The sequence below is a fragment of the Flaviramulus basaltis genome (genome assembly GCF_900114265.1).
GTDB classification, from domain to species: Bacteria; Bacteroidota; Bacteroidia; order Flavobacteriales; family Flavobacteriaceae; genus Flaviramulus; species Flaviramulus basaltis.
This window is the reverse complement of the sequence record NZ_FPKV01000001.1, coordinates 816,275-840,125: the sequence shown is the minus strand read 5'-3', so window position 1 is coordinate 840,125 and position 23,851 is coordinate 816,275. Positions and strand designations below refer to the sequence as shown.

Here is a 23,851-nt window from a genome sequence, read left to right as displayed (position 1 = left end):
AATTATTTTTATGAAACTACTGTCTTACCTGTTTATACTAGTTCTTCCAATGATGTGCTCAAAAGCACCGTCAGAAAACCTTAACTATGTTGAATCTGAAATGGATTCTGAGGTGATTTTTAAAGAAAGCTCTACTTTAAACGGTATTATTTCAGTTCCTTCTGAAACTTCTGATCAAAAAATTATAAAAGAATCTTATTTGCGTTTTGAAACACAAGATTTAAATAAAACTTATAATCAAATTAAAAAAGCTATTAACGAAAACAAAGGCTTTATTCAAGATGATAATTCCAATAAATCATATAACACAATTACTCGACATTTAATTATTAGAGTTCCCACAATTGGTTTTCAAAACACCATAGATTCTATAAGTAAAAATATTTCTTATTTTGATACAAAACGCATATCTGCAAAAGATGTAACCGAAGAATTTATAGATTTAGAAGCGCGATTAAAAGCAAAACAAACCTTAGAAAAGCGCTATTTAGAATTATTATCTAAAGCTAAAAACGTAAAAGAAATTCTTGAAATTGAGCGAGAACTTTCTAATATTAGAGAAGAAATAGAAGCAAAGCAAGGGCGTTTAAAATACCTTGAAAATAAAGTATCATTAAGCACTTTAGATATTGAATTTTATAAACTAACCTCCGAAAGTCCAATAACAACTTCTTATGGAACAAAAATGTGGAATGCTATTAAATCTGGTTTTAATGGTTTGTCTATATTTTTATTAGGGTTACTTCATATTTGGCCTTTTATAATTATTCTAGTTATTGTGGGCTTTTTAATAAAAAAATGGATTAAAAAAAGTAAAAAATGAAAACATTACTAAAAAGAAAAATCATAATTCCAATATTAGCTTGCGCTGTTTTTTTTACTACAACCGCCTTTAAAAACGATTTTTTTGAAATTGCTAAGCAAATAGAAATTTTCACAACGCTTTTCAAAGAACTCAACATGAATTATGTAGATGAAACCAACCCGGGTGATTTAATGGATACTGCTATTAAAAGTATGTTAGCAGATTTAGATCCATATACCAATTTTATGAACGAGCAGGATGTTGAAGCTGCCAGAATTAATAATACAGGTGATTATACGGGTATTGGGGCAAAGGTAAAAACCTTAAAAGACAAATTGGTTATTATAGAACCCTACAAAGATTATCCTGCAGATAACGCAGGTTTAAAAGCCGGTGATGAAATTATTAAAGTTGGAAATATTTTAGTTGAAAGCTATAAAGAAAATGCTGGCGATTTATTAAAAGGCGCTCCAGATACCTCTGTAGAGGTGACCTACAAACGACAAGGAAAAACACAAACAGCCACTATAAAAAGAGCTGAAGTTGAAATAAAGGCTGTGCCTCATTTTTCTATGATAAGTGATAAAACAGGATACATTGTTTTAAGCGCATTTAGTAGAAAAGCTTTTGCAGAAACTAATTACGCACTACGCGATTTAAAAGCTCAAGGCGCAGAACGTATTATTTTAGATTTAAGAGGAAACCCAGGCGGGTTGGTTAACGAAGCAATAAATATTGTTAATCTTTTTGTACCAAAAGGGCAGTTGGTAGTAACAACAAAATCTAAAGTTGAAAAATATAACAAAACATATTATACCCAAAACGAACCTATTGATAAAGACATCCCTTTAGTTGTTTTAATAAATGGTAATAGCGCCTCGGCAAGCGAAATTGTTTCTGGTTCTTTACAGGATTTAGATCGTGCTGTTATAGTGGGTTCTAGAAGTTTTGGTAAGGGTTTAGTACAAAGACCAAAGCTACTAACTTATGGCACACAAGTTAAAATTACAATTTCTAGATATTACACGCCTTCTGGTAGATGTATTCAAGCATTAGATTATTGGCATAGAAATGAAAAAGGTGAAGCGGTAAGGGTAGAACAAGAAAATTATAACGAATTTAAAACAAAAAACGGTCGGAAAGTTTTTGATGGAGGTGGAGTTTATCCAGATGTGCCCGTAGGCACGTATAAAACATCACCAATTACAACCGCTATTGTTAACAACGATTTAATTTTTAATTACGCTACAAACTATTATTATAAGCACACAACAAATGATGTAAATAGTTTAAAACTAACAGAATCTGATTTTAAAGATTTTAAAAATTATTTAAAAACGAATAATTTTACATTTGAAACAGATACTGAAAAAGCACTTTATAAAGCCTTTGAAACTGCTAAAAAAGAAGAATTAAACGACAACATTAAAACAGATTTTAATACGCTTCTTTCTAATTTAAACAAATCTAAAACAACAGTTATTGATGAGAATAAAGACTATTTATTAGAGTTATTAACAGAAGAGATTGTAAAACAATATGCGTATAGAGAAGGACTATATGAATATTATAAAATACACGATTCTGAAATTAAAAAAGCAACAGAAATACTTGGAAACTCAACGGCTTATTTAGGATATTTAAAATAATGTTTCTACTCTCTTTTTATAAGAATAACCTATGTTTAAAGGCTTCTGTCATGGTTTTCGATTAAAAATAGTATATTTATCACCTATTATTCTATTTCCTACTATGAATAAACTATTCCTACTGATATTAATAACACTTAACAGTGTATTTGCTTTTTCTCAAAAAGAATTAACGCACGAAGTTTATTTTGAAACAGATAAATACGATGTTCCAAATACAGAAGAAAATCGTTTATTACTCTTCATTTCAACATTAACAGACGTTGATATTGAATCTATTTCCATTTTTGGTTTTTGTGATGATATTGGTGCAGATACTTACAACTTGAAACTATCGCAACAACGCGCAAATGCTATAAAAAATATTTTTTCTAATAATGAAATAAGTGAAGATCTTATAACAAATGTTGATGGTAAAGGTGAAATTCTACTTAAAATTATTGAAGAAAAAAATGTTTTAAAAATTAGAGGTTTAAATAGAAAAGTAGAAATTCTTGTAAAGCCCAAACCACCAAAACCTATTGAAGAAGTTGTTGCAGAACATCATATTGAACCGAAGGAAAAAGGTGTTGTTGACCAAATAAAAGAAAGCGGTAAAGGCGATAAAATTATTTTTAAAAACATATTATTCAAAACTGGATATTCTTCGGTTACGCCTGCTTCAAAAAAAACATTGACAGATATTGCTAATGCACTTGTAGAACGAGAAGATATTTATTTTACCATTCAAGGGCATGTGTGTTGTACCCAATTTACTAGAGATGCTGTAGATAGAAAAACCAAACAACGTAACCTATCTGAAGCTAGAGCAAAATATGTTTATGATTATTTTGCTAAAAAAGGAGTCAATAAAAAACGTATGCGTCACTTAGGTATGCGACGCAAATTTCCGCTTGGTGGCGATCCTCAATTCGATAGACGTGTAGAAATAGTTATTACTTACGTTGACGATGTTAATTAAAAACTTATGGCCAATAAAACTTGTTTTTTATTAGTTATTACTTTCTATTTAATAAGTTTTAATACAACTTCCCAAACCTTTGTACCAGACGATAATTTTGAACAAGCATTAATCGATTTAGGCTATGATTCTGGTACTTTAGATGATTTTGTTCCAACCTCAAATATTAATGGTATAAAAAATTTAGATATTGCCGGAAAAAATATTAAAGACCTTACTGGTATTGAAGATTTTACTGCTCTAATAACTCTAGATTGTTCTGATAATCAACTTACAAACTTGAACATTACCAAAAATACTTTTTTAACTGAATTATACTTTTTTGAAAATTTAATTACCTTTATTGATGTTAGTTTTCTCACTGATTTAAAAATTTTATGGTGTTACAATAACCTATTACCCGAACTCAATGTTACAAAAAACCTTAATTTAATTTCTTTGGTTTGTGGTAATAACTTACTTAAAGTTTTAGATGTTTCTAATAATTTAGCTCTAGTCGTTTTAACTTTAGAAAACAATGAAGTATCAACAATAGATATAACTAAAAACAGTATTTTAAACAGACTTCAGTGCGGTAAAAACCTATTAACTTTTCTAGATATTTCTAAAAATTTAAATCTATCTTATTTATCATGTGAAGAAAATAAAATAACCTTTTTAGATACCAGTAATAACTTAAATTTAAGTACTTTAATTTGTTTCTTTAATTTGTTATCTGAATTAGATGTATCCAAAAACCCCTCTTTAACTCTATTAGATTGTAGTAACAATATTTTATGCAGATTAAATCTAAAAAATGGTAATAATAGGTTTGCTGATGTAAATTTTATGCTAAATTATTTTTTAGTGTGTGTTGTTGTAGATAATCCTTTTGATGTTCCTTCAAACTGGTTAACTTCAGATTTTTCCAATTATGTTTCATCAGAAGAAAGCTGTAATAATTTTATTGATGTTGAAGTAATTAATGACATTGTCACTAATACCTCCTATACACTTCCTAGCCTTACCAACGGAAATTATTTTACTCAATCTGGTGGAAATGGTAATATGTTAAATTTTGGTGATATTATTTCAACATCACAAACTATTTATATTTATAATGAAACAACTTGTGATAGTAAGGAATCTAGTTTTAATGTGTTAATTCTTTCTGGTGTGGATTATTATATTCCTAAATATTTTACACCCAATAATGATGGAAGCCATGATTTTTGGAGGGTTATTGATAACACAAATTCAATAAATAAAATAACTATTTATAATAAATACGGAAAGCTTTTAAAATTTTTACTTCCAAATTCTGAAGGTTGGGATGGTACTTTTAACGGCGAACTTTTAGGTAGTGATGACTATTGGTATGTTATAACTTTAAATACAAATGATGTTATAAAAGGTCATTTTTCTTTAAAAAGATAAAGTAATTACTCCTTAATCATAGCTATATGCGGAATATCATCTTCTAAGTACTCCTCACCTATTGCTTTAAAGCTTAAATTGGTATAAAATTGTTTAAGATAACACTGTGCAGAAATTTTAATTTTTGATACTTTATAGTGTGTTTTAATAGCCTCTATTGAAGCATTCATAATATCATAACCGTACTTAAACTGCCTCTCATTTTTAGCTACTACTACTCTACCAATACTAGCATATTCAAAATAATCGCCTGGTTTAAAAATACGTGTATAAGCAATTATTTTATTATTTTTAAAGCCTAAAACATGTAATGCTTTTTGGTCTTTGCCATCAATATCTTGATAAACACAATCTTGTTCTACCACAAAAACTTCACTACGTAATTGTAACAAATTGTATAACTCTTGTGTAGTTAATTCTGAAAAGGTTTTTACTTCTATTTTTAACATAATTTAATCCTGTACAATCATATCTTTTGCATCATCCTTACCAAATTCTGGTTGAATATTTACATGGTTAATATCGTATTTATGCAATAAATGATCTTCAATTTTATGTAAAATAGTATCAAACTGAGAAAGTGTGATATCTTCATTAAAATCTATATGCGCTTCTAAATGAATTTCTTCTTCATTTAATTGCCAAACATGAACATGATGTGTGTTTTCTATACTTTCAAAAGCATTAATTTCTTCAACAATTTGGTTAATAGGAATAGTATCTGGCGTAAACAGCATAAGCACTTTTGTGGAGTCTTTTAACAAATCAAAACCCATCCAAATTAAATATAAAGCTATAGCAAATGTTAATACACTATCTACCCAAAAAACTTCATAATATTTCATTAATAAACCACCTATTAATACAGCTACACTAGCCATCATATCGGTTAATAAATGTATATATGCGCTTTTCATATTCATATTAGATTCAGAATCTTTTTTAAGTAAAAGCACACTTAAACCATTAGCAATTATCCCAAAAAGAGATAACCAAATAACTAAGTTAGATTCTATTGGTTGTGGATTTTGAAACCTTTTAATAGCTTCAATAATTAATAAAACAGCAACTATAATTAAAGTAGATGCGTTAATAAATGCTGCTAAAATTTCGGCACGTTTATAACCAAATGTTCTGTGAATAGAAGCTTCTTTTTTAGATAATTTGTTTGCTACATAGCTAACAACTAATGATATAACATCACTAAAATTATGTAAAGCATCGCTTAAAAGCGCTAAACTACCAGAAAGTATTCCTCCTACAACTTGAGAAGCAGTAATAAGTATATTTAAAAAAATAGATATTAAGAGATTCCTACCTTTAAAGTCAGAATGAGAATGAGAGTGATTATGAGAGTGCGAATGACTCATTTAACAAGATAACGGTATTTTATCTATTCTATTTTGGTGTCTACCGCCTTCAAATTCGGTATTTAAAAAAACATCAACCATTTCTACAGCTTGATGAATAGCTGTAAATCTAGCAGGAATACATAAAACATTAGCATTATTATGACCTCTTATAAGTTCTACTATTTCTTTATTCCAACATAAACCAGCACGTATTTTTTGATGTTTATTAGCGGTTATAGCAACACCATTTGCGCTTCCACAAATTAAAACACCAAAATCTGCTTTTTTATTTTCAATATCTTCTGCAACTGGGTGAACAAAATCTGCATAATCTACACTATCATTACTATCAGTTCCATGATTAATTATTGTGTATCCTTTTGCTTCTAAATGTTTTACGATAGCAAATTTATAATCGGTACCAGCGTGATCGTTTCCTATAGAAATTGTCATCTTTTTATTTATTATTGTATAGTTATACAAAGGTAGTAATTATTAACAATGTGTATTACTATATTCATTACTTGTTAATAACTGTTTATTGTTTTCTAAAAGAAAAACATTGAATATCCATTTATTTTTCCAATCAAAAATAGGATTCTATTTACCAAAAATTTAACTCACTTTTTTTAGCAAAAATATAAGCTCATAAGTTGATAGATGTAAACATTAAAATTAAAAAAGTTATTAGTTAAAAGTAGTTAAATTTAGTTGTTAACAACTGTGTATAGAAAATTGAAAATCATTAAATATGAAGCTATTAATATAATTTCTATTGTTAATTAACTATTAATAGAATGTAAAATAATTGTAATCAAAATAAAAGTTAAAAAAGTTATACCGCTATTCACACACTATAATAACCACCATTTATTTTTTTAAATTTTAAAAAGAAAATTATTATATAATATATAATGTGGATAACTTCAATTTAACATTAATTAAATATGATTTAATATTAATATTGTAGCTTTGTAAAAACAAATAGCTAATCTTCTCCTAAAATAAGGCTATTTAATAACAGAATTTCCACTATCTTAGGAAATAGAAAATGATTACAAAATTTAAATGACAAATAAGAAAAAAAGAAATCCAAAAAAAGGAATTTCTAACCTTACAAATACAATCTTAAGTATATTAAAAAAAGAGAGAAACCAAACCTTTAATTACAAACAAATTGCTGCTAAACTTGGTGTTAACGATGCTAGTAGTAGAAATCAAATTATAAAAAAACTACACGATTTACAAGGAAAAAAAGAGATTGAAGAAGTAGAACGTGGTAAGTTTAAAGCCGTTGTGAATACCGAATACCATGTAGGTAGATTAGATTTAGCTGCTAAAGGAAATGGGTATATTATATGTGAAGATTTTGATGATGATGTATTTATAGCATCTAACAATATAAATAAATCTTTAAATGGAGATGAAGTAGAATTTTATGTTTACAAACGTCGTCATAGAGGTAAATTAGAAGGAGAAATTACACAAGTTTTAAAGCGTGAAAAAAGTGAGTATGTAGGTGTTATTCAAATTCATGAAAAGAAGAATTTTGCCTTTGTTGTTGCAGATAGCAATAAAATGTACAAAGATATTTTTGTTCCTATTAATAAAATTTTAAAAGCCGAAGATGGTGATAAAGTTTTAGTAAAACTTGAAGATTGGCCAGAAAAAGCCGATTCTCCTTACGGAAAAGTAATTCAAGTACTTGGTAAACCAGGAGATCATAATACCGAAATACATTCAATTTTAGCAGAATATGGCTTGCCTTACGAATTCCCACATGAAGTTGAAGAATTTGCTAATAAATTAGATACCTCTATAACAAAAGAAGAAATTAGTAAGCGTAGAGATATGCGTAAAGATTTAACCTTTACAATAGATCCAAAAGATGCTAAAGATTTTGATGATGCTTTATCATTTGAAGTATTAGATAATGGTTTATACGAAATAGGAATTCATATTGCAGATGTTTCACATTATTTGCAAGAAGGAACTGTTTTAGATGATGAGGCTTATGAACGTGCAACATCTATTTATTTAGTAGATAGAGTAGTACCTATGCTTCCAGAAGTATTATCAAATAACGCGTGTTCATTAAGACCACATGAAGAAAAATTAACTTTTTCTGCTGTGTTTCAAATGAATGATAAGTGTGAAATTAAAAACGAATGGTTTGGTAGAACAGTAACATATAGTGATGCGCGTTTTGCTTATGAAGAAGCTCAAGCTGTTATAGAATCTAAAACAAGCACCATTCCAAAAGAAGTTTCTCTTACAGGTGAAACATACAATACTTCTCAAGAGATTACACAAGCTATTTTAAAAATGGATGATCTTGCTAAAAAAATGCGAGCTAAACGTATGACGGCAGGAGCTATTTCTTTTGATAAAGTTGAAGTAAAATTCGATTTAGATGAGGAAGCTAATCCTGTTGGTGTATTTTTTAAAACAAGTAAAGATGCTAATAAATTAATTGAAGAATTTATGTTATTAGCCAACCGTAAAGTATCAGAATTTGTTGGTAAAAAAGATCCAAAAAGAACTTTTGTATACCGTGTTCATGACGAGCCAGATGAAAGTAAACTTGCTAATTTACAAGGTATTGTATCTAAATTTGGTTATAAATTAAATTTTAAAGATCGTAAAACCACATCAGCGTCACTTAATTATTTACTTAAAGAAGTAAATGGTAAAAAAGAACAAAATTTAGTAGATACTTTAACCATAAGAAGTATGAGTAAAGCCGAATATTCCACACATAATATTGGACATTATGGTTTAGCTTTCGATTATTATAGTCATTTCACATCACCAATTCGTCGTTATCCAGATGTTATGGCGCATCGTTTATTACAACTGTATTTAGATGGTGGAAAATCTGCAAGTGAAGATGTTTACGAAGAAAAATGTAACCATTCCAGTAATATGGAAAATTTAGCAACCAAAGCAGAACGAGATTCTATAAAATACATGCAAATTAAATTTATGCAAGATCATAAAGATGAAGAATTTGTGGGTGTTATTTCTGGAGTTACAGATTGGGGAATTTATGTTGAAATCATTTCAAATAAATGTGAAGGTATGGTTAGTGTTCGAGATATGAAAGATGATCATTATGCTTTCGATCAAGAACAATATGCTATGGTTGGTAGAAATACACAAACAATGTATCAACTTGGAGATGAGATTATTGTAAAAGTTAAAAACACAGATTTAGTTAAAAAACATCTTGATTTTAATTTAATAGGAAAACCAAAAGATTAATTTTATTAAGAATTTAGATTTTATTTAAAGCTTGTAATTTTTTAACTTTAATTCTTAAAAAGAATATCTATAATCTGTAACATTTCAATATAAATATCTACCTATATTAAAAATTTAAAAGCATGATATTAACAACAACAAATTCAATAGAAGGTCATAAAATTGAAGATTATTTAGGTATTGTAACAGGCGTATCAAGCAATATAAAAACTTCCTTTTCTTTTAAAACAGAGAAAAACATGAACATGATTTCTAATACTATCAATAAAGCAAAAGAGGAAGCTTTTCAAAAACTAAAAGACAATGCCATTAAATTAAATGCGAACGCTATAGTGGGTATAAGTTTAGATATGGAGACAGAAGCTGGAGCATATTTTTTTGTTTCAGTAACAGGAACTGCTGTAAAAGTTGCTTAAAATGATAATGTTTTCCTAAATTTTTAAACAATGGAATAATTCTTGATAATTTTACGTTTTATAATACAAAACCTATCAAACACATGAAAACATTAATCAAATTTATTGTTCTTTTTGTTACAACAACAATATTTGCACAAAAACCAATAGAAAAAACAATTGGTGAGTTTAGCGAACTTAAAGTTTACGATTTAATAAATGTAGAATTAGTTAAATCTAACGAAAACAAAGTTACTATTACAGGTGAAAACACAGAAGATGTACTTATTAATAATAAAAATGGGACATTAAAAATAAAAATGAAGCTTGAAGAAGCTTATGATGGTAACAAAACAAAAGTAGTATTACACTACACAACAATTGATGTTATTGATGTTAATGAAGGCGCTACAGTAAATTCAGACTATACCATAAAACAATTTGAAATAGATTTAAGAGCACAAGAAGGCGGTATAATTAATATGCCTTTAGATGTTACATATGCTAACATAAAAGCGGTATCTGGAGGTGTTATTGAAACATCTGGAACATCAAAAAGTCAAGATGTATCATTACTAACTGGAGGTGTTTATAAAGGTGAAATGTTAGCAACTGAAAAAACAGAAGTAACTATTAAAGCAGCTGGAGAAGCTTATGTAAAAGCTTCAAATTTAGTAGACGTTAAAATAAGAGCAGGAGGTGATGTGTTTATATACGGAAACCCAGAAACAGTTAATGAGAGTAAAGTATTAGGAGGTCGCGTAAAACGAATGAACTAATAAGTAAATAATACTAACAATATATAAAAACCCATGGCTCGCTATGGGTTTTTATTTTTCATAAGTTTAAAAGCAGTAAAATATTTCTTTACTTTGTAAAAACCACCACATTTTTATGTTTGATGATATTTTAAGAGCATTACCTTTCGGATTCATTTTAGCCTTCACTATTGGTCCTGTATTTTTTGTTCTGCTTGAAACTAGTGCTACCAAAGGTTTTAAAAGTGCTTTAATTTTTGATAGTGGTGTCATGTTAGCAGATATCATTTTTATTCTAGTTGCTTTTTTTAGTACCAATAAGTTATTAGATAAAATAAAGGATGATCCTAATTTTCTAGTTTTTGGAGGTGTTTTATTATTTACTTATGGTATTATTTCATTTATAAAAACATCAAAATCTTTTCGTGCCATAGTTAGAGAATATCATAAAGTTGAAATTAAAAAAGGCTACGGTAAATTATTTTTAAAAGGTTTTTTGCTAAACTTTATTAATATAGGCGTGCTTTTAGGTTGGGTTGCATTTATTGTATTAGCGAATTCATTAACGAGTTCTAAAAACGGAGTCATTGTGTTTTTAAGTACTATTTTAATAGTGTATTTTTTAGTAGATCTTATAAAAATAGTTATTGCTAAAAAGTTGAAAAACAGATTAACACCTAGACTTATTTTTAAAACAAAAAAAATTATAGCCTTAGTAATATTAGGCTTTGGAGTATTACTATTAGTTCAAGGTTTTTTTCCAAAAGAAAAAGAACTCATAAAAGAAAAGTTAGAACAGATAAGTCCAATAAAATAAAAAAGCTTTCAGTTATCCTGAAAGCTTTTTTTGGAGGCGTCAAGCGGATTCGAACCGCTGTAGAAGGTTTTGCAGACCTCTGCCTAGCCACTCGGCCATGACGCCATAATTGGATTGCAAATGTAAAAAAAAATAAGAGTTTTTAATACTTAAAATTACTTTTTACGCTTTTCACTCATTTTTATTGTTACTCTGGCAACATCGCCGCCAATAGGAGGGTTTAGTTTACTAACCCAAACCGTTGCTTTTTTAACCAAATTATCTTCGTTAAAAATTCTGTCTAAAATACGTTTAGCAACAGTTTCAAGTAGGTGAGAAGCTATATTCATTTCTTCTTTAATTATTCGGTTTAAAAACACATAATCAACAGTATCACTTAATTTATCGGTTTTTGCAGAGGTTTGTAAATTAGCTTCAACTTCTAAATCTACACGATAATCACTACCAATTTTGGTTTCTTCTTTTAAACAACCATGGTATGCAAATACCCGTATGTTTTCAACTTTTATAATTCCCATTGCATGCAATTTTAAGTCGTTAAAATTACCTAATTTTGCACAATATTTTTGTTTAATTATCTATTTCGATACATTTTTATGTCTGAAGAAACAAAATCACTCAATTTTATTGAGCATATTATAGAAGAAGATTTGGTAAACGGTTTGTCACAAGATAAATTACGTTTTCGTTTTCCACCAGAACCTAATGGTTATTTACATATTGGCCATACCAAAGCCATTGGTATTAGTTTTGGTTTAGGATTAAAATATAACGCGCCCGTAAATCTTCGTTTTGACGATACAAATCCTGCAAAAGAAGAGCAAGAATATGTAGATGCCATAAAAAAAGACGTTGCTTGGTTAGGCTATAATTGGGAAAATGAATTGTATTCTTCAGATTATTTTCAGCAGTTATATGATTGGGCTGTTCAGTTAATAAAAGATGGAAAAGCTTATGTTGATTCGCAATCTTCAGATGCTATGGCAGAACAAAAAGGAACACCAACACAACCTGGAGTTGATGGCCCTTATCGTGATAGAAGCGTTGAAGAAAACTTAGATCTTTTTGAACGCATGAAAAGCGGTGAGTTTGAAGAAGGTGAACATATTTTACGAGCTAAAATAGATATGCAACATCCAAATATGTTGATGCGCGACCCTATCATGTATCGTGTTTTAAAGAAACACCATCATAGAACTGGCAACTATTGGTGTATTTACCCAATGTACGATTGGACACATGGTGAAAGTGATTATATTGAGCAAATTTCACACAGTTTATGTTCGCTTGAGTTTAAGCCTCACAGAGAGCTTTACGATTGGTTTAAGGAGCATGTGTATAATTATTCTAAGAAGACCTATCCAATGCCTCCAAAACAACGTGAGTTTGCACGTTTAAACCTTAGTTATACCATAATGAGTAAACGTAAGTTGCTTAAATTGGTAGAAGAAGGTGTTGTAAATGGTTGGGATGATCCGCGTATGCCTACTATTTCAGGATTACGTCGCAGAGGTTATACACCAAATTCAATTAGACAATTTATAGAAAAAGTAGGGGTTGCAAAACGCGAAAATGTTATCGATGTTGCACTTTTAGAGTTTTGTATTCGTGAGGATTTAAACAAAACAGCACCTCGTGTTATGGCTGTTTTAGATCCTTTAAAAGTTATTATTACTAATTATCCAGAAGATAAAGAAGAGTGGCTAGAAGCAGAAAATAATCAAGAAGATGAAAGTGCTGGTTTTAGAAAAGTGCCATTTTCTCGAGAAATTTATATAGAAAAAGAAGATTTTAAAGAAGAAGCTAGTAGTAAATTCTTCCGTTTAAAATTAGGTGGTGAAGTACGTTTAAAAAACGCTTACATTATTAAAGCTGAAAGTGTTGTTAAAGATGCTAGCGGAAACATTACAGAAGTACATTGTACATATTCTGAAGATACAGATCGAAGAATAAAAGGAACCTTGCATTGGGTATCTATAAAACATGCTGTAAAAGCTGAAGTTAGGGAATACGATAGATTATTTAATGATGAAGCTCCAGATAGTCACCAAGACAAAGATTTTATGGAGTTTGTAAATCCTAATTCTTTAAAAATAATTGAAGCTTTTGTTGAGCCAAGTTTACTAAATGCTAAAGTAGGAGAGCAGTTTCAATTTCAACGTTTAGGTTATTTTAATATTGATGACGATTCAACTTCAGAAAAAATAGTATTTAATAAAACAGTTGGTTTAAGAGATTCTTGGGCAAAACAAAAGCCTAAGCCACAACAACAAACTAAACCAAATAATAATCAGCAATCACAGCGAAAAGCGATTGATGTTATTCAGCAGTTAGGAAAAAAATACACCAATTTACCAGAAGCTAAACAAGAGAAAGCAAAAGCTGAGATTCAAGAGCTTGCCAAAAACGTAAGTTACGAAGAGTTAGAACCGTTGTTTAATACCGCTGTTAAAAAAGTAGGAACACGAATTGCTGTAGTAATTACTTTAGGCGTTTTATTAAAAAATGGACAAGAAAAAAATGAAGAAATAGAAGGTTTCATTTCAAAAGCTTTGGAGGATAAAAATGAGTTGTTAGTTTCTGAGGCACAATTTGTTTAAAAACTCATAGATGTTAAAAATATAAATCAATTATAATTTTAGCTATATTTAACCACTAACTATAACTAATAATATTATGGAATTCAACTATTTAGCAGTATTTGTAGCTGCACTTGTACCAATACTAATTGGATTTTTATGGTACAATCCTAAGACCTTTGGAACAGCGTGGATGCGTCATGCAGAAATGACTGAAGAAAAAATGAAATCGGCTAATATGGCTGTCGTTTTTGGAGTTACATTGTTACTTTCTTTTATTTTGGCATTTATTTTACCGTCAATAACTGTTCATCAAATGGGTGCTTTTAGTTTGGTTCAAGGTGATTTAGGAATTCAACCATCTTACGAAACATTTATGGCAGAATATAAAGATGAGTTTAGAACATTTAAACACGGTGCGTTTCATGGCGTTATTGCGGGCATCTTTATTATTTTACCAATTATAGGTATTAATGGTTTGTTTGAGCGTAAAAGCTGGAAATACATACTTATCAATACAGGATATTGGATAGTAACTTTAGCTATTATGGGAGCCATTGTTTGTGGTTGGAGATAAACCCCTGTAACTTTTAACAACATATAAAGACTGATAGATTAACTTTCAGTCTTTTTCTTTTTTGTATTGATACACTATAACATTTATAAATCGTTTAAAAATCTTCCAGAAGGCTGGAATAGCATTGTAAATCATGATGTGTTTTTACAATTAGAATATTTAAACGCTTTAGAAGAAGCTTCTCCAGAAAATATTCAATGGTTTTATATCGGTATTTTTAAAGATAACCTTTTAGTTGGTGTTGCCATTGTGCAACGCGTACAATTGTATTTAAAAGATATTTTTAGGCAAACTAAAATCTCGTGTGTTAAAACATTTTTTCAAGATGTAGTTTCCAAAGTATTAAAAGGAAATATTTTGGTAGTTGGCAATTTAATGCATACTGGACAACATGGAATATTTTTTAACAAAGAAATAATTTCTAAAACTCAGTTTTTTGAAGCTGTTTTTTCCGCTTTAAGCGAAATAAAAACCAATATTAAAAAGAATCAAAAAAAGAGAATTAGAGCCATTATGTTGAAGGATTATTTTGATAATGATTCTATACATAATGAAATAGAGATTTTTAATTCTGCAAAGCTTCACAAGGTTTTTGTACAGCCTAATATGATTCTTTTTATGCAACCAGAATGGTTAAAAAAGGAAGATTACACAGCAAGTTTAACTAAGAAATATCGTGATAGATATAAGCGTGCAAGAAAAAAACTTAATTCTATAAAGTCTGTTGAATTAAATGTTGATGATATAAAAAGACACACAGCAGATCTACACGGGCTATACATGAACGTGTCTAACAACGCTCAGTTTAATACTTTTTTATTACCAGAAAATCATTTTTATAGTTTGAAGTTGCAACTCCAGGATCGTTTTAAAGTTTATGGCTATTATTTAAAAGATACTTTGGTTGGTTTTTACACGTTAATTCTTAATAATGAAGCATTAGAAACTTATTTTTTAGGTTATGATGAAGAGCATCAATACCCAAACCAATTGTATTTAAATATGCTTTATGATATGCTGAATTTTGGTATTGATAACAAGTTTAAAACAATTGTTTATGCCAGAACAGCCATGGAAATTAAAAGCTCGGTAGGAGCAGAGGCAAAACCAATGGTTGTTTATATGAAGCACACCAATGGATTTTTAAATGCTATTTTAAAACAGCTTTTTAAGCTGATGAATCCGTCTCAAGATTGGGAAGAACGCCATCCTTTTAAAACAAAAAAAACCTGAATTTATTTCAGGTTTTTTGTTTATATGTTATGAGAAATTATTCTTTATTCTTCCTGTTTTTAGCCTCTTTCATAGATTCACCAATTTGATTACTAGCAGTAAAACTAGCAAGCATATCATTTAGCATATTACTTCCTGCTTGTGGTGAGTTTGGCAATAAAATTAGGTTACTATTAGTGTGTTGACCAATAGATTGAAGCGTGTCATAATGTTGTGTTACAACAATTAAAGCAGATGCTTCTTGTGAATTGATACCAACTTTGTTTAACACTTGTACAGACTCTTCTAAACCACGAGCAATTTCACGACGCTGGTCTGCAATACCTTGTCCTTGTAAACGTTTGCTTTCTGCTTCAGCTTTTGCTTTTTCAACAATTAATATACGTTGCGCATCTCCTTCATATTGAGCTGCAGTTTTTTCTCTATCAGCAGCATTAATTCGGTTCATTGCTTCTTTTACTTGTGCGTCCGGATCAATATCGGTAACTAATGTTTTAATAATGTCATAACCGTAATCTTGCATCGCGTCATTCAATTCTGCTTTTACAGCAATGGCAATGTCATCTTTTTTTAAGAATACATCATCTAAAATCATTTTTGGTACTTCTGCACGTACCACATCAAACACATAACTTGTAATTTGGTCGTGTGGATAATCAAGTTTGTAAAAAGCATCTTCAACTTTCTCTTTAATTACTTTATATTGAACAGATATTTTTAGGCGCACGAATACATCATCTTTAGTTTTGGTTTCAACTATTACATCAAGTTGTGTAATTTTTAAACTTAAGCGACCAGCAATTCTATCAACTAAAGGAACTTTTAATTGTAAACCAGATTGACGAATGCTGTGAAATTTACCAAAACGTTCAATAATGGCGGCGGATTGTTGTTTAACAGTAAAAAAAGAAGAAATTAGAACAATTAGTCCTAAAAAAACAAAGGGGATAAGATAGAAACTCATAATGTTTATTTAAAATAGTTAGAAAAATTAAGATACAAAAATTATACTATATTTGGTCGTTTATATCCCTAACTTATGAAATATAATAGACTTCTCTTATTAGTAGCTTTAATGCTATGTTTTGTTACAAAAAGTTTTTCACAAAAAGGAAATTACCGCATTCAAAACGGGTTTGGCATTACAGGAGGTATTACAAAATTTAATATAACTACCAATAATTTTACGACTAAGGAAGGTAATGGATTTTTGGGCGGAATGTCTGCAACTGTTGATATTCCTTTACGTTGGTATAATGTGAGTTTTGGGATGCAACTCTCTGAAAATAATATTGAGATTTTAGGAAGACCAACACTAGTAAGTAGCGAAGAGGAATTTATTAAATACAAAATGTTTGCTGCCCAAGTAGCCATGTTGATTAGTGTAAAGGTAATTCCTGATTATTTTACTATTGATGTTGGCCCGATGTTACAATACAATAGTAAGCTAGAATTTAAAGATAGAACACAAGAAAACTACTATGTAAATAACTATACAAATTTATCTGCTGAAGGCATTACAGATATTTCTCAATTTAATTTGAATGGTGCTATTGGTGCCTCTGTTGGAGTTAGGAATTTTAAGCTTAAAGCACAATACATTTATGGCTTTACTAATATTTTAAAGAAACTAGAAAATGAAAATTTAGATACTTCTGGAGGTAGTGGACGATTTAAAGGAAACCAAAATATGTTGGTTTTAGGGGCTATTGTTTCGTTTTAGATTATTTCAACTTTTTCTCCTAAAAACTTTGGTTTAACACCAAGTATAATATCTACAAAGACTTTTGTTCGAGCTAAGTACTCTCGTATTTTAACCTTTATCCCATAGCTCCCAGAGACATCCCTAGCGTTAAATCCTATTGCTTCTATTTCATTTTTATTGGCTAGATAAATAGCTCTTTCATTGTGAAATTTTTGAGATATTATAGTTATACTATTTTGACCAAAAACTTCCTTACATCTAACAACAGAATCAAGTGTTCTAAATCCTGCATAATCTAAAAATATTTTACTTTCAGGAATTCCTTTTGAAATTAATTCCTTTTTAAAATCAGTTGGCTCGTCGTAATTTTTATTTCCATTATCTCCACTAATTAAAATAAAATCAATTTTACCTTTTTTATATAGTTCTATTGTTGCATCAATTCGGTATTTGAAGTATAAATTAATTCTTCCATCATTTAGTAATTTTGCCGTTCCTAGAACTAGACCAACCTTATTTTTTTTGATTTTTGATGAGTCTGAAAAGGTTTTATTTATAGCATATCTTTTTATAGAATAATTTGAAATGAATATTAATAATATTGGTAAAGCTAATAATAAGAATATTATTTTTCGTTTCTTGCTTTTCATTTACTGATTCAAAGTATATTAATGTTATGAAGTAAATTTATTATTCAATGACTTATAAAAATCGATAAACGAAGTTATCATTTTTTATGAATTTAAGTTAGATTTAATAAAAAAACCTCTCCAAAATCATGAAGAGGTTTTTAAATTTATATTGTAGTAAAGATTAAAACTATATTGTTTTCACCATATTTTCAATTCGGGTAACAGTTTCATTCTTTCCAATCATAAACATAATATCAAACACATCGGGACCTTGTAAAGCACCAACTAATGCTAAACGCAAAGGCATCATAACTTTCCCAAAACTAATTTCGTTTTCAGTTATCCAACCTTTAATATCTGTTTGTAAGGCATTAACGGTAAAATCATCAATATGTAAAACGATGTTTTTTACTTTATTCATTATGTCTGCAGTGTCTTCTTTAAAAGCTTTTTTTGATGCTTTTTCATCGTAAGAAGTTGGTGCAGTAAAAAAGAAATGACTTAACTCCCAAAAATCTGAAACAAATGTAGCGCGCTCTTTTATTAAGCCAATAACTAAAGCTATGTAATCTACATCAATTTCTGAAAGCTCGGAATGAGATTTTTTAAAAGTTTCAGCTAAATCATCATTATCCTGCTCTTGCATATAATGATGATTAAACCATTTAATTTTATCAGGATCGAAACGTGCTCCAGATTTATTTACCCGTTCTAATTCGAAGGCATTTATTAACTCATCAAGATTAAAAATTTCTTGTTCAGTTCCAGGGTTCCAACCTAAAAACGCTAAAAAATTAACCATGGCTTCTGGGAAATATCCATCCTCTTTATAGCCTCTAGAAACTTCGCCGTCTGGTGAATTCCATTGTAAAGGAAATACAGGAAAGCCTAATTTGTCACCATCACGTTTGCTTAATTTTCCTTTTCCTGTTGGTTTTAGAATTAGCGGTAAATGCGCAAATTCTGGCGCTTCCCAACCAAAGGCTTTATATAATTGATAATGTAATGCTAATGATGGTAACCATTCTTCACCACGAATAACATGTGAGATTTCCATTAAATGGTCATCAACTATATTAGCTAAATGATAGGTTGGCATGCCATCACTTTTAAATAAAACTTTATCATCTAAAACATTGGTATCTATTTTAATATCACCACGAATAATATCTGCTAAATGCAAAGTTTCGTCTTGCGGACTTTTAAATCGAATTACGTAATCTTCACCAGCATCTAATTTTGCTTTTACCTCTTCCGCTGTAAGCGATAAAGAGTTACTCAATTTTAAACGATTGTGCCAATTGTAAATAAAAGTTTTCCCTTTTTCTTCATGGTCTTTTCTATGAAAATCTAAATTTTCAGAAGTATCAAAAGCATAATACGCATTGCCAGACGCAATTAAATCATCTGCATATTTTTTGTATAAATGTTTACGCTCACTTTGTCTGTAAGGACCAAATTTTTCGTTTTTATTAATACCTTCATCAAAAGGAATTCCACACCAATTTAAGGCATCTATTATATATTGTTCTGCACCTTCAACATACCGGTTCTGGTCAGTATCTTCAATACGCAATACAAAAGTACCGTTGTGTTTTTTGGCAAATAAATAATTGAATAACGCAGTACGAACACCGCCTATATGTAAAGGACCTGTTGGGCTTGGTGCAAAACGCACACGAACATTTTTGGACATATTTTGTAAATTTGTTGCAAAGATACAATTAACACATTATTATAAACCTTGTAAAAAATAAAATTGTAGTTTAGTAAGTTATTAGTTAATTGTCAAGACCTTTTACCCACATCATGAGCAATTTTAAAAGCATACAAAATAAACTTGAAGCATTTATTAGAAGATATTACACTAATGAGCTGCTTAAAGGCGCTATTTTGTTTTTTGCAATTGGCTTATTATATTTTCTATTCACGCTATTTCTTGAACATATTTTATGGTTAAGCACAACAGCAAGAAGCATTTTGTTTTGGTTATTTGTCGCTGTAGAATTAGCATTGCTTGTTAAGTTCGTTTTTATTCCTTTAGCCAAATTATTCAAACTTCAAAAAGGAATTGATTACGAAACGGCTTCTAAAATTATTGGTAAATATTTCCCCGAGGTTAATGATAAATTGCTTAATGTACTTCAGCTTAATCAAAATCAGTCTAAGTCCGAATTATTACTTGCTAGTATTGAGCAAAAATCTTTAGAGTTAAATCCTATTCCTTTTAAACTAGCTATTAACTTTAAGAAGAATACTGGCTATTTAAAATACGCAGCCATTCCTATTGTTATTTTGCTTTTAACTTTTTTTACGGGAAATTTTAATTGGTTTAGCGACAGTTACGAACGTGTTATTCATTACAAAACAGCCTATGAACCACCAGCACCATTTGAGTTTTTTGTGGTAAATGATAATTTAAATGCTATTGAAAACAAAGATTTTAAACTTATTGTTAAAACAGCAGGAGAGGTTACACCAGAAAGTGCTGAAATAACATATAACAATGAAACTTATTTTTTACAACAAAAAGGAATAGGTGAGTTTGAGTATGTGTTTTCTAAACCAAACGAATCTATAACGTTTCAGTTAAATGCAAACGATGTCACTTCAAAACCATATACTATTAATGTTGTTGAAACACCTTCTATTTTAGGTTTTCAAATGGTTTTAGATTACCCCAATTACACTAAGAAAAAAGATGAAATTTTTAAAAGTACGGGTAACGCTTTAGTGCCAGAAGGGACACGTGTTAAATGGGCGCTTAAAACAAAGTCTACCGATAATGTTTATTTATATTCTAAAGATACTTTACATTGTAGCTCGGATAAATTAAATGTTTTTGAAGCTTCAAAACAAGTTTTTAGTAATTACAACTACACCTTAAGTACAAGTAATAAAAACCTTAATGATTACGAAAATTTAGAGTTTGCTATAGATGTTGTTAAGGATCAATATCCAGAAATTAATTTAAAAGTTGAGCAAGATAGTTTGGATTTACAAACGCTTTATTTTTACGGACAAGTTAATGATGATTATGGTTTAACTAAACTTCAACTGGTTTATTATCCATCTGATAATGAAGAAAACAAACAACATTCACTTATTGCTATACCAAGTTCTAATATAGCAGAATTTATTACTGCATTTCCAAATAATTTGAATATTAAAGAAGGAATTCCTTATGAAATGTATTTTCAAGTATTTGATAATGATTTAATTAACAAATATAAAAGCGCAAAAAGTAATGTATTTACTTATAGAAAACGCACTAAAGAAGAAGAGGACCAAAAGAAACTTATAGAACAAAGCAAAACTATAAAGGATTTAAATAAGTCTCTTGAAAAATTTAATGAGCAAGAGAAAAGTTTAGATGAAATTACTAAAACTCAAAAGGAGAAATCTACCTTAAATTTTAATGATAAAAAGAAGTTGGAATCATTTTTTAAACGCCAAAAACAACAAGATGAAATGATGAAAAACTTCAATAAAAAGTTAAAGGATAACTTAGAAGAATTTCAAAAAGAAAACGAAAAGGAAGATACTTTTAAAGAGGACTTGAAAAAGCGTTTAGATGAGAATGAAGAAAAACTTGAGAAGGATGAAAAGCTATTAGAAGAGATTGAAAAACTTCAAGAAAAAATAAATAAGGAACAGCTAACAGAAAAGCTTGAAGAACTTGCTAAGCAAAATAAAAACAAAAAACGAAGTTTAGAACAGTTGCTTGAATTAACAAAGAGGTTTTATGTAGATAAGAAACTAGAGAAAATGAAAGAGGATTTAATGAAGCTATCAATAGATCAAGAAAAGCTTTCCAACGAAACTGATAAAGAAAACACTCAGGAAAAACAAGATAGTTTAAATAATCAATTTGAAGATTTTAAAAAGGATATAGAACAACTTGAAAAAGAAAGTAAGACGTTAAAGAAACCTATAGATATTCCTAGAGATAAACTTGATGAAAAGGAAGTAGATAATGAACAGAAAAAGGCATCAGAAGAATTAGGAAATGAAGAACTAGAGAAAGCTGCTGATGAAGAAAAAAATAGTCCATCAGAAAAACAGAGCAAACAAAACGCAAAGAAAAGCCAGAAAAAAGCAGCACAAAAAATGATGCAAATGAGTCAGAAAATGCAAAGTGCAATGCAGTCTTCTGGTGGAGAAAAAATGGAAGAAGATGTAGAAATGCTTCGTCAAATTTTGGATAATTTAGTTTTGTTTTCTTTTGATCAAGAAGCACTAATGAATCAGTTTAAAGCCATAGAAGAAAACCACAATAAATTTGCTGCTTATCTTAAGAAACAAAATAATTTAAGAGAACATTTTGAGCATGTTGATGATAGCCTTTTTGCATTATCTTTAAGAAACCCAAAACTATCTGAACAAGTTAACAAGGAAATTACAGAGGTGTATTACAACATTGATAAGGCTTTAGATTTACTTGCAGAAAACAAATTATACCAAGGTGTTTCCAACCAACAATTCACCATTACAGCCGCAAACAATTTAGCAGATTTTTTAAGTGATGTTTTAGATAATATGCAAGAAAGTATGAGTATGTCTCCAGGTAAAGGAGGCGAAGGCGATATGCAGTTGCCAGATATTATTATGAGTCAAGAAGAGCTTAATAAAATGATGGAAGAAGGTATGAAGAAAGGAGAAGATGGTAAGCCGCAAAATGGTGAAGGGGAGCAAGAAGGTGAGGGAGAAAAGGATGGAGGAAAAGGTGAAGATGGTAAGCAAGGAAAGAATGGTGAGCAGAAAGGAAGTGAAGGACAAAAAAGTGGAGGAGAAGGCGAAGGTACAAATGAAGAGGTAAACGGATTGCTTTTTGAAATATATCAACAACAACAACAATTACGTAATGCGCTACAAGAAAAATTAGCTAAAGATGGTAAAAGCGGAAACGGTGATGCCTTAGTAAGAAGAATGGAGGAGATTGAATTAGATTTATTAAATAAAGGATTTACTAATCAAACACTTCAAAAAATGATGGCATTAAAACATCAATTGTTAAAATTGGAGAATGCCACTTTTCAACAAGGTGAAGATGATAAAAGACAATCTCAAACGAATAAAAATAGATTCGATAATAAATCTATAAATCAAATCCCAACAGCAAAACAATATTTTAATACAACTGAAATATTAAACAGACAAGCATTACCTTTGCAGCAAGTTTACAAAAGGAAAGTGCAAGAGTATTTTAAAAAAACGAATGATTAATTTTAATTACGAAACAGAGTTTTTGTTGGATTCTGAAGATAGAATTTCATCTTGGATATTAAATACAATCTCATCAGAAAATCATAAAATTGAAGAGATTAATTATGTGTTCTGTGATGATGAATATTTACACAAATTAAATGTAGAATTCTTAAACCATGATACATTGACTGATATTATTAGCTTTGATTATTCCATGGGTAAAACCATACAGGGCGATATTTTTATTTCAGTGGAACGAGTTAAGGATAACGCTGTTGATTTTGGTGTGTCTTTTGACGAGGAATTAAATAGGGTTATTATTCATGGCGTTTTGCACTACTGTGGTTATAAGGATAAGACCGAGAATGATGCGAAGGTTATGCGAGAAAAAGAAAACCTCTATCTAAAGCAGTTAGCTTAAAATCAAAGAATTCACTTATATTTGCAAACTTAAATAAATTGGTGTTCCACGTGGAACACTTGTTGGTTTTAAATAACAA

General features: G+C 29.5%; 21 protein-coding genes and 1 tRNA gene. 14 read left to right on the top strand and 8 right to left on the bottom strand.

The window, feature by feature from the left end:
- Positions 1-10: 10 nt before the first annotated feature.
- From BT151_RS03885 to BT151_RS03870, 4 genes are all read left to right on the top strand, one after another.
- A complete protein-coding gene (locus BT151_RS03885) occupies positions 11-823 on the top strand; it encodes a DUF4349 domain-containing protein (RefSeq protein ID WP_072400435.1) in 813 nt (270 codons plus the stop codon).
- Complete coding sequence (locus BT151_RS03880; protein WP_072400434.1) at positions 820-2,454, top strand: S41 family peptidase; 1,635 nt, start codon at positions 820-822, stop codon at positions 2,452-2,454. The genes BT151_RS03885 and BT151_RS03880 overlap by 4 nt, the downstream gene beginning before the upstream one ends.
- A gap of 103 nt (positions 2,455-2,557) precedes the next feature.
- The gene (locus tag BT151_RS03875) at positions 2,558-3,415 is read left to right on the top strand and encodes an OmpA family protein (protein WP_072400433.1); all 858 of its coding nucleotides are present in this window, start codon (positions 2,558-2,560) and stop codon (positions 3,413-3,415) included.
- Positions 3,416-3,421: 6 nt separating this feature from the next.
- Complete coding sequence (locus BT151_RS03870) at positions 3,422-4,831, top strand: T9SS type B sorting domain-containing protein (RefSeq protein WP_072400432.1); 1,410 nt, start codon at positions 3,422-3,424, stop codon at positions 4,829-4,831.
- Between the two features lie 5 nt (positions 4,832-4,836).
- Here BT151_RS03870 and BT151_RS03865 read toward each other — a convergent pair whose 3' ends face one another.
- The 3 genes from BT151_RS03865 to rpiB are packed head-to-tail and all read right to left on the bottom strand — an operon-like array spanning position 4,837 to position 6,636.
- Positions 4,837-5,280, bottom strand: a complete 444-nt coding sequence (locus BT151_RS03865; RefSeq protein ID WP_072400431.1) for a GNAT family N-acetyltransferase — start codon at positions 5,278-5,280, stop codon at positions 4,837-4,839.
- Between the two features lie 3 nt (positions 5,281-5,283).
- Positions 5,284-6,201, bottom strand: a complete 918-nt coding sequence (locus tag BT151_RS03860) for a cation diffusion facilitator family transporter (RefSeq protein ID WP_072400430.1) — start codon at positions 6,199-6,201, stop codon at positions 5,284-5,286.
- The gene (gene rpiB / locus BT151_RS03855; protein WP_072400429.1) at positions 6,202-6,636 is read right to left on the bottom strand and encodes a ribose 5-phosphate isomerase B; all 435 of its coding nucleotides are present in this window, start codon (positions 6,634-6,636) and stop codon (positions 6,202-6,204) included.
- A 615-nt stretch (positions 6,637-7,251) separates the two neighbouring features.
- On the opposite strand from rpiB, the gene rnr reads away from it, so the two are divergent.
- The 4 genes from rnr to BT151_RS03835 all read left to right on the top strand — a co-directional run bounded on the left by rnr (position 7,252) and on the right by BT151_RS03835 (position 11,417).
- Complete coding sequence (gene rnr / locus BT151_RS03850) at positions 7,252-9,447, top strand: ribonuclease R (protein WP_072400428.1); 2,196 nt, start codon at positions 7,252-7,254, stop codon at positions 9,445-9,447.
- A 122-nt stretch (positions 9,448-9,569) separates the two neighbouring features.
- A complete protein-coding gene (locus BT151_RS03845) occupies positions 9,570-9,863 on the top strand; it encodes a YbjQ family protein (protein WP_072400427.1) in 294 nt (97 codons plus the stop codon).
- A gap of 83 nt (positions 9,864-9,946) precedes the next feature.
- Positions 9,947-10,621 (top strand): head GIN domain-containing protein, encoded by a 675-nt coding sequence (locus BT151_RS03840; RefSeq protein WP_072400426.1) that lies wholly within the window; start codon positions 9,947-9,949, stop codon positions 10,619-10,621.
- 115 nt (positions 10,622-10,736) lie between these two features.
- Positions 10,737-11,417 carry a LysE family translocator gene (locus BT151_RS03835; RefSeq protein WP_072400425.1) on the top strand — a complete coding sequence of 227 codons (681 nt, stop codon included), beginning with the start codon at positions 10,737-10,739 and terminating at the stop codon, positions 11,415-11,417.
- Between the two features lie 31 nt (positions 11,418-11,448).
- Here the strand turns inward: BT151_RS03835 and BT151_RS03830 are convergent.
- Positions 11,449-11,522 (bottom strand) — tRNA-Cys (locus BT151_RS03830).
- A gap of 50 nt (positions 11,523-11,572) precedes the next feature.
- Positions 11,573-11,935: a dihydroneopterin aldolase gene (gene folB / locus BT151_RS03825; protein ID WP_072400424.1), complete on the bottom strand. Its 363-nt coding sequence runs from the start codon at positions 11,933-11,935 to the stop codon at positions 11,573-11,575.
- 78 nt (positions 11,936-12,013) lie between these two features.
- Between folB and BT151_RS03820 the strand changes: the two genes are divergently transcribed.
- The 3 genes from BT151_RS03820 to BT151_RS03810 all read left to right on the top strand — a co-directional run bounded on the left by BT151_RS03820 (position 12,014) and on the right by BT151_RS03810 (position 15,806).
- Positions 12,014-14,017 (top strand): glutamine--tRNA ligase/YqeY domain fusion protein, encoded by a 2,004-nt coding sequence (locus tag BT151_RS03820; protein ID WP_072400423.1) that lies wholly within the window; start codon positions 12,014-12,016, stop codon positions 14,015-14,017.
- Between the two features lie 76 nt (positions 14,018-14,093).
- Entirely contained in the window at positions 14,094-14,573 is a 480-nt protein-coding gene (locus tag BT151_RS03815; RefSeq protein WP_072400422.1) for a DUF1761 domain-containing protein, read from the top strand.
- A 66-nt stretch (positions 14,574-14,639) separates the two neighbouring features.
- Positions 14,640-15,806 carry a GNAT family N-acetyltransferase gene (locus BT151_RS03810; RefSeq protein ID WP_072400421.1) on the top strand — a complete coding sequence of 389 codons (1,167 nt, stop codon included), beginning with the start codon at positions 14,640-14,642 and terminating at the stop codon, positions 15,804-15,806.
- Between the two features lie 37 nt (positions 15,807-15,843).
- Here the strand turns inward: BT151_RS03810 and BT151_RS03805 are convergent, their stop codons facing one another.
- A complete protein-coding gene (locus BT151_RS03805) occupies positions 15,844-16,770 on the bottom strand; it encodes an SPFH domain-containing protein (protein WP_072400420.1) in 927 nt (308 codons plus the stop codon).
- A 75-nt stretch (positions 16,771-16,845) separates the two neighbouring features.
- Between BT151_RS03805 and BT151_RS03800 the strand changes: the two genes are divergently transcribed.
- A complete protein-coding gene (locus BT151_RS03800; RefSeq protein ID WP_072400419.1) occupies positions 16,846-17,529 on the top strand; it encodes a hypothetical protein in 684 nt (227 codons plus the stop codon).
- Here BT151_RS03800 and BT151_RS03795 read toward each other — a convergent pair.
- Both BT151_RS03795 and gltX read right to left on the bottom strand, forming a co-directional pair.
- Positions 17,526-18,161, bottom strand: a complete 636-nt coding sequence (locus BT151_RS03795) for a SanA/YdcF family protein (RefSeq protein WP_072400418.1) — start codon at positions 18,159-18,161, stop codon at positions 17,526-17,528. The genes BT151_RS03800 and BT151_RS03795 overlap by 4 nt on opposite strands.
- A 169-nt stretch (positions 18,162-18,330) precedes the next feature.
- Entirely contained in the window at positions 18,331-19,839 is a 1,509-nt protein-coding gene (gene gltX / locus BT151_RS03790; protein ID WP_072400417.1) for a glutamate--tRNA ligase, read from the bottom strand.
- 113 nt (positions 19,840-19,952) lie between these two features.
- Here gltX and BT151_RS03785 point away from each other — a divergent pair, with 113 nt between their 5' ends.
- Together BT151_RS03785 and ybeY are read left to right on the top strand one after the other, a co-directional pair.
- On the top strand, positions 19,953-23,369 hold the full coding sequence (locus BT151_RS03785) for a DUF4175 family protein (protein ID WP_072400416.1): 3,417 nt from the start codon (positions 19,953-19,955) through the stop codon (positions 23,367-23,369).
- Positions 23,362-23,772 carry an rRNA maturation RNase YbeY gene (gene ybeY / locus BT151_RS03780; RefSeq protein WP_072400415.1) on the top strand — a complete coding sequence of 137 codons (411 nt, stop codon included), beginning with the start codon at positions 23,362-23,364 and terminating at the stop codon, positions 23,770-23,772. The genes BT151_RS03785 and ybeY overlap by 8 nt, the downstream gene beginning before the upstream one ends.
- The last annotated feature ends 79 nt before the right edge of the window (positions 23,773-23,851 follow it).

What these genes read in the sequence shown, in the direction of transcription:
- BT151_RS03885 (WP_072400435.1), top strand. Translation starts at nt 11, where the DNA reads ATGAAACTACTGTCTTACCTGTTTATACTAGTTCTTCCAATGATGTGC.
- BT151_RS03880 (WP_072400434.1), top strand. Translation starts at nt 820, where the DNA reads ATGAAAACATTACTAAAAAGAAAAATCATAATTCCAATATTAGCTTGC.
- BT151_RS03875 (WP_072400433.1), top strand. Translation starts at nt 2,558, where the DNA reads ATGAATAAACTATTCCTACTGATATTAATAACACTTAACAGTGTATTT.
- BT151_RS03870 (WP_072400432.1), top strand. Translation starts at nt 3,422, where the DNA reads ATGGCCAATAAAACTTGTTTTTTATTAGTTATTACTTTCTATTTAATA.
- BT151_RS03865 (WP_072400431.1), bottom strand. Translation starts at nt 5,280, where the DNA reads ATGTTAAAAATAGAAGTAAAAACCTTTTCAGAATTAACTACACAAGAG.
- BT151_RS03860 (WP_072400430.1), bottom strand. Translation starts at nt 6,201, where the DNA reads ATGAGTCATTCGCACTCTCATAATCACTCTCATTCTCATTCTGACTTT.
- rpiB (WP_072400429.1), bottom strand. Translation starts at nt 6,636, where the DNA reads ATGACAATTTCTATAGGAAACGATCACGCTGGTACCGATTATAAATTT.
- rnr (WP_072400428.1), top strand. Translation starts at nt 7,252, where the DNA reads ATGACAAATAAGAAAAAAAGAAATCCAAAAAAAGGAATTTCTAACCTT.
- BT151_RS03845 (WP_072400427.1), top strand. Translation starts at nt 9,570, where the DNA reads ATGATATTAACAACAACAAATTCAATAGAAGGTCATAAAATTGAAGAT.
- BT151_RS03840 (WP_072400426.1), top strand. Translation starts at nt 9,947, where the DNA reads ATGAAAACATTAATCAAATTTATTGTTCTTTTTGTTACAACAACAATA.
- BT151_RS03835 (WP_072400425.1), top strand. Translation starts at nt 10,737, where the DNA reads ATGTTTGATGATATTTTAAGAGCATTACCTTTCGGATTCATTTTAGCC.
- folB (WP_072400424.1), bottom strand. Translation starts at nt 11,935, where the DNA reads ATGGGAATTATAAAAGTTGAAAACATACGGGTATTTGCATACCATGGT.
- BT151_RS03820 (WP_072400423.1), top strand. Translation starts at nt 12,014, where the DNA reads ATGTCTGAAGAAACAAAATCACTCAATTTTATTGAGCATATTATAGAA.
- BT151_RS03815 (WP_072400422.1), top strand. Translation starts at nt 14,094, where the DNA reads ATGGAATTCAACTATTTAGCAGTATTTGTAGCTGCACTTGTACCAATA.
- BT151_RS03805 (WP_072400420.1), bottom strand. Translation starts at nt 16,770, where the DNA reads ATGAGTTTCTATCTTATCCCCTTTGTTTTTTTAGGACTAATTGTTCTA.
- BT151_RS03800 (WP_072400419.1), top strand. Translation starts at nt 16,846, where the DNA reads ATGAAATATAATAGACTTCTCTTATTAGTAGCTTTAATGCTATGTTTT.
- BT151_RS03795 (WP_072400418.1), bottom strand. Translation starts at nt 18,161, where the DNA reads ATGAAAAGCAAGAAACGAAAAATAATATTCTTATTATTAGCTTTACCA.
- gltX (WP_072400417.1), bottom strand. Translation starts at nt 19,839, where the DNA reads ATGTCCAAAAATGTTCGTGTGCGTTTTGCACCAAGCCCAACAGGTCCT.
- BT151_RS03785 (WP_072400416.1), top strand. Translation starts at nt 19,953, where the DNA reads ATGAGCAATTTTAAAAGCATACAAAATAAACTTGAAGCATTTATTAGA.
- ybeY (WP_072400415.1), top strand. Translation starts at nt 23,362, where the DNA reads ATGATTAATTTTAATTACGAAACAGAGTTTTTGTTGGATTCTGAAGAT.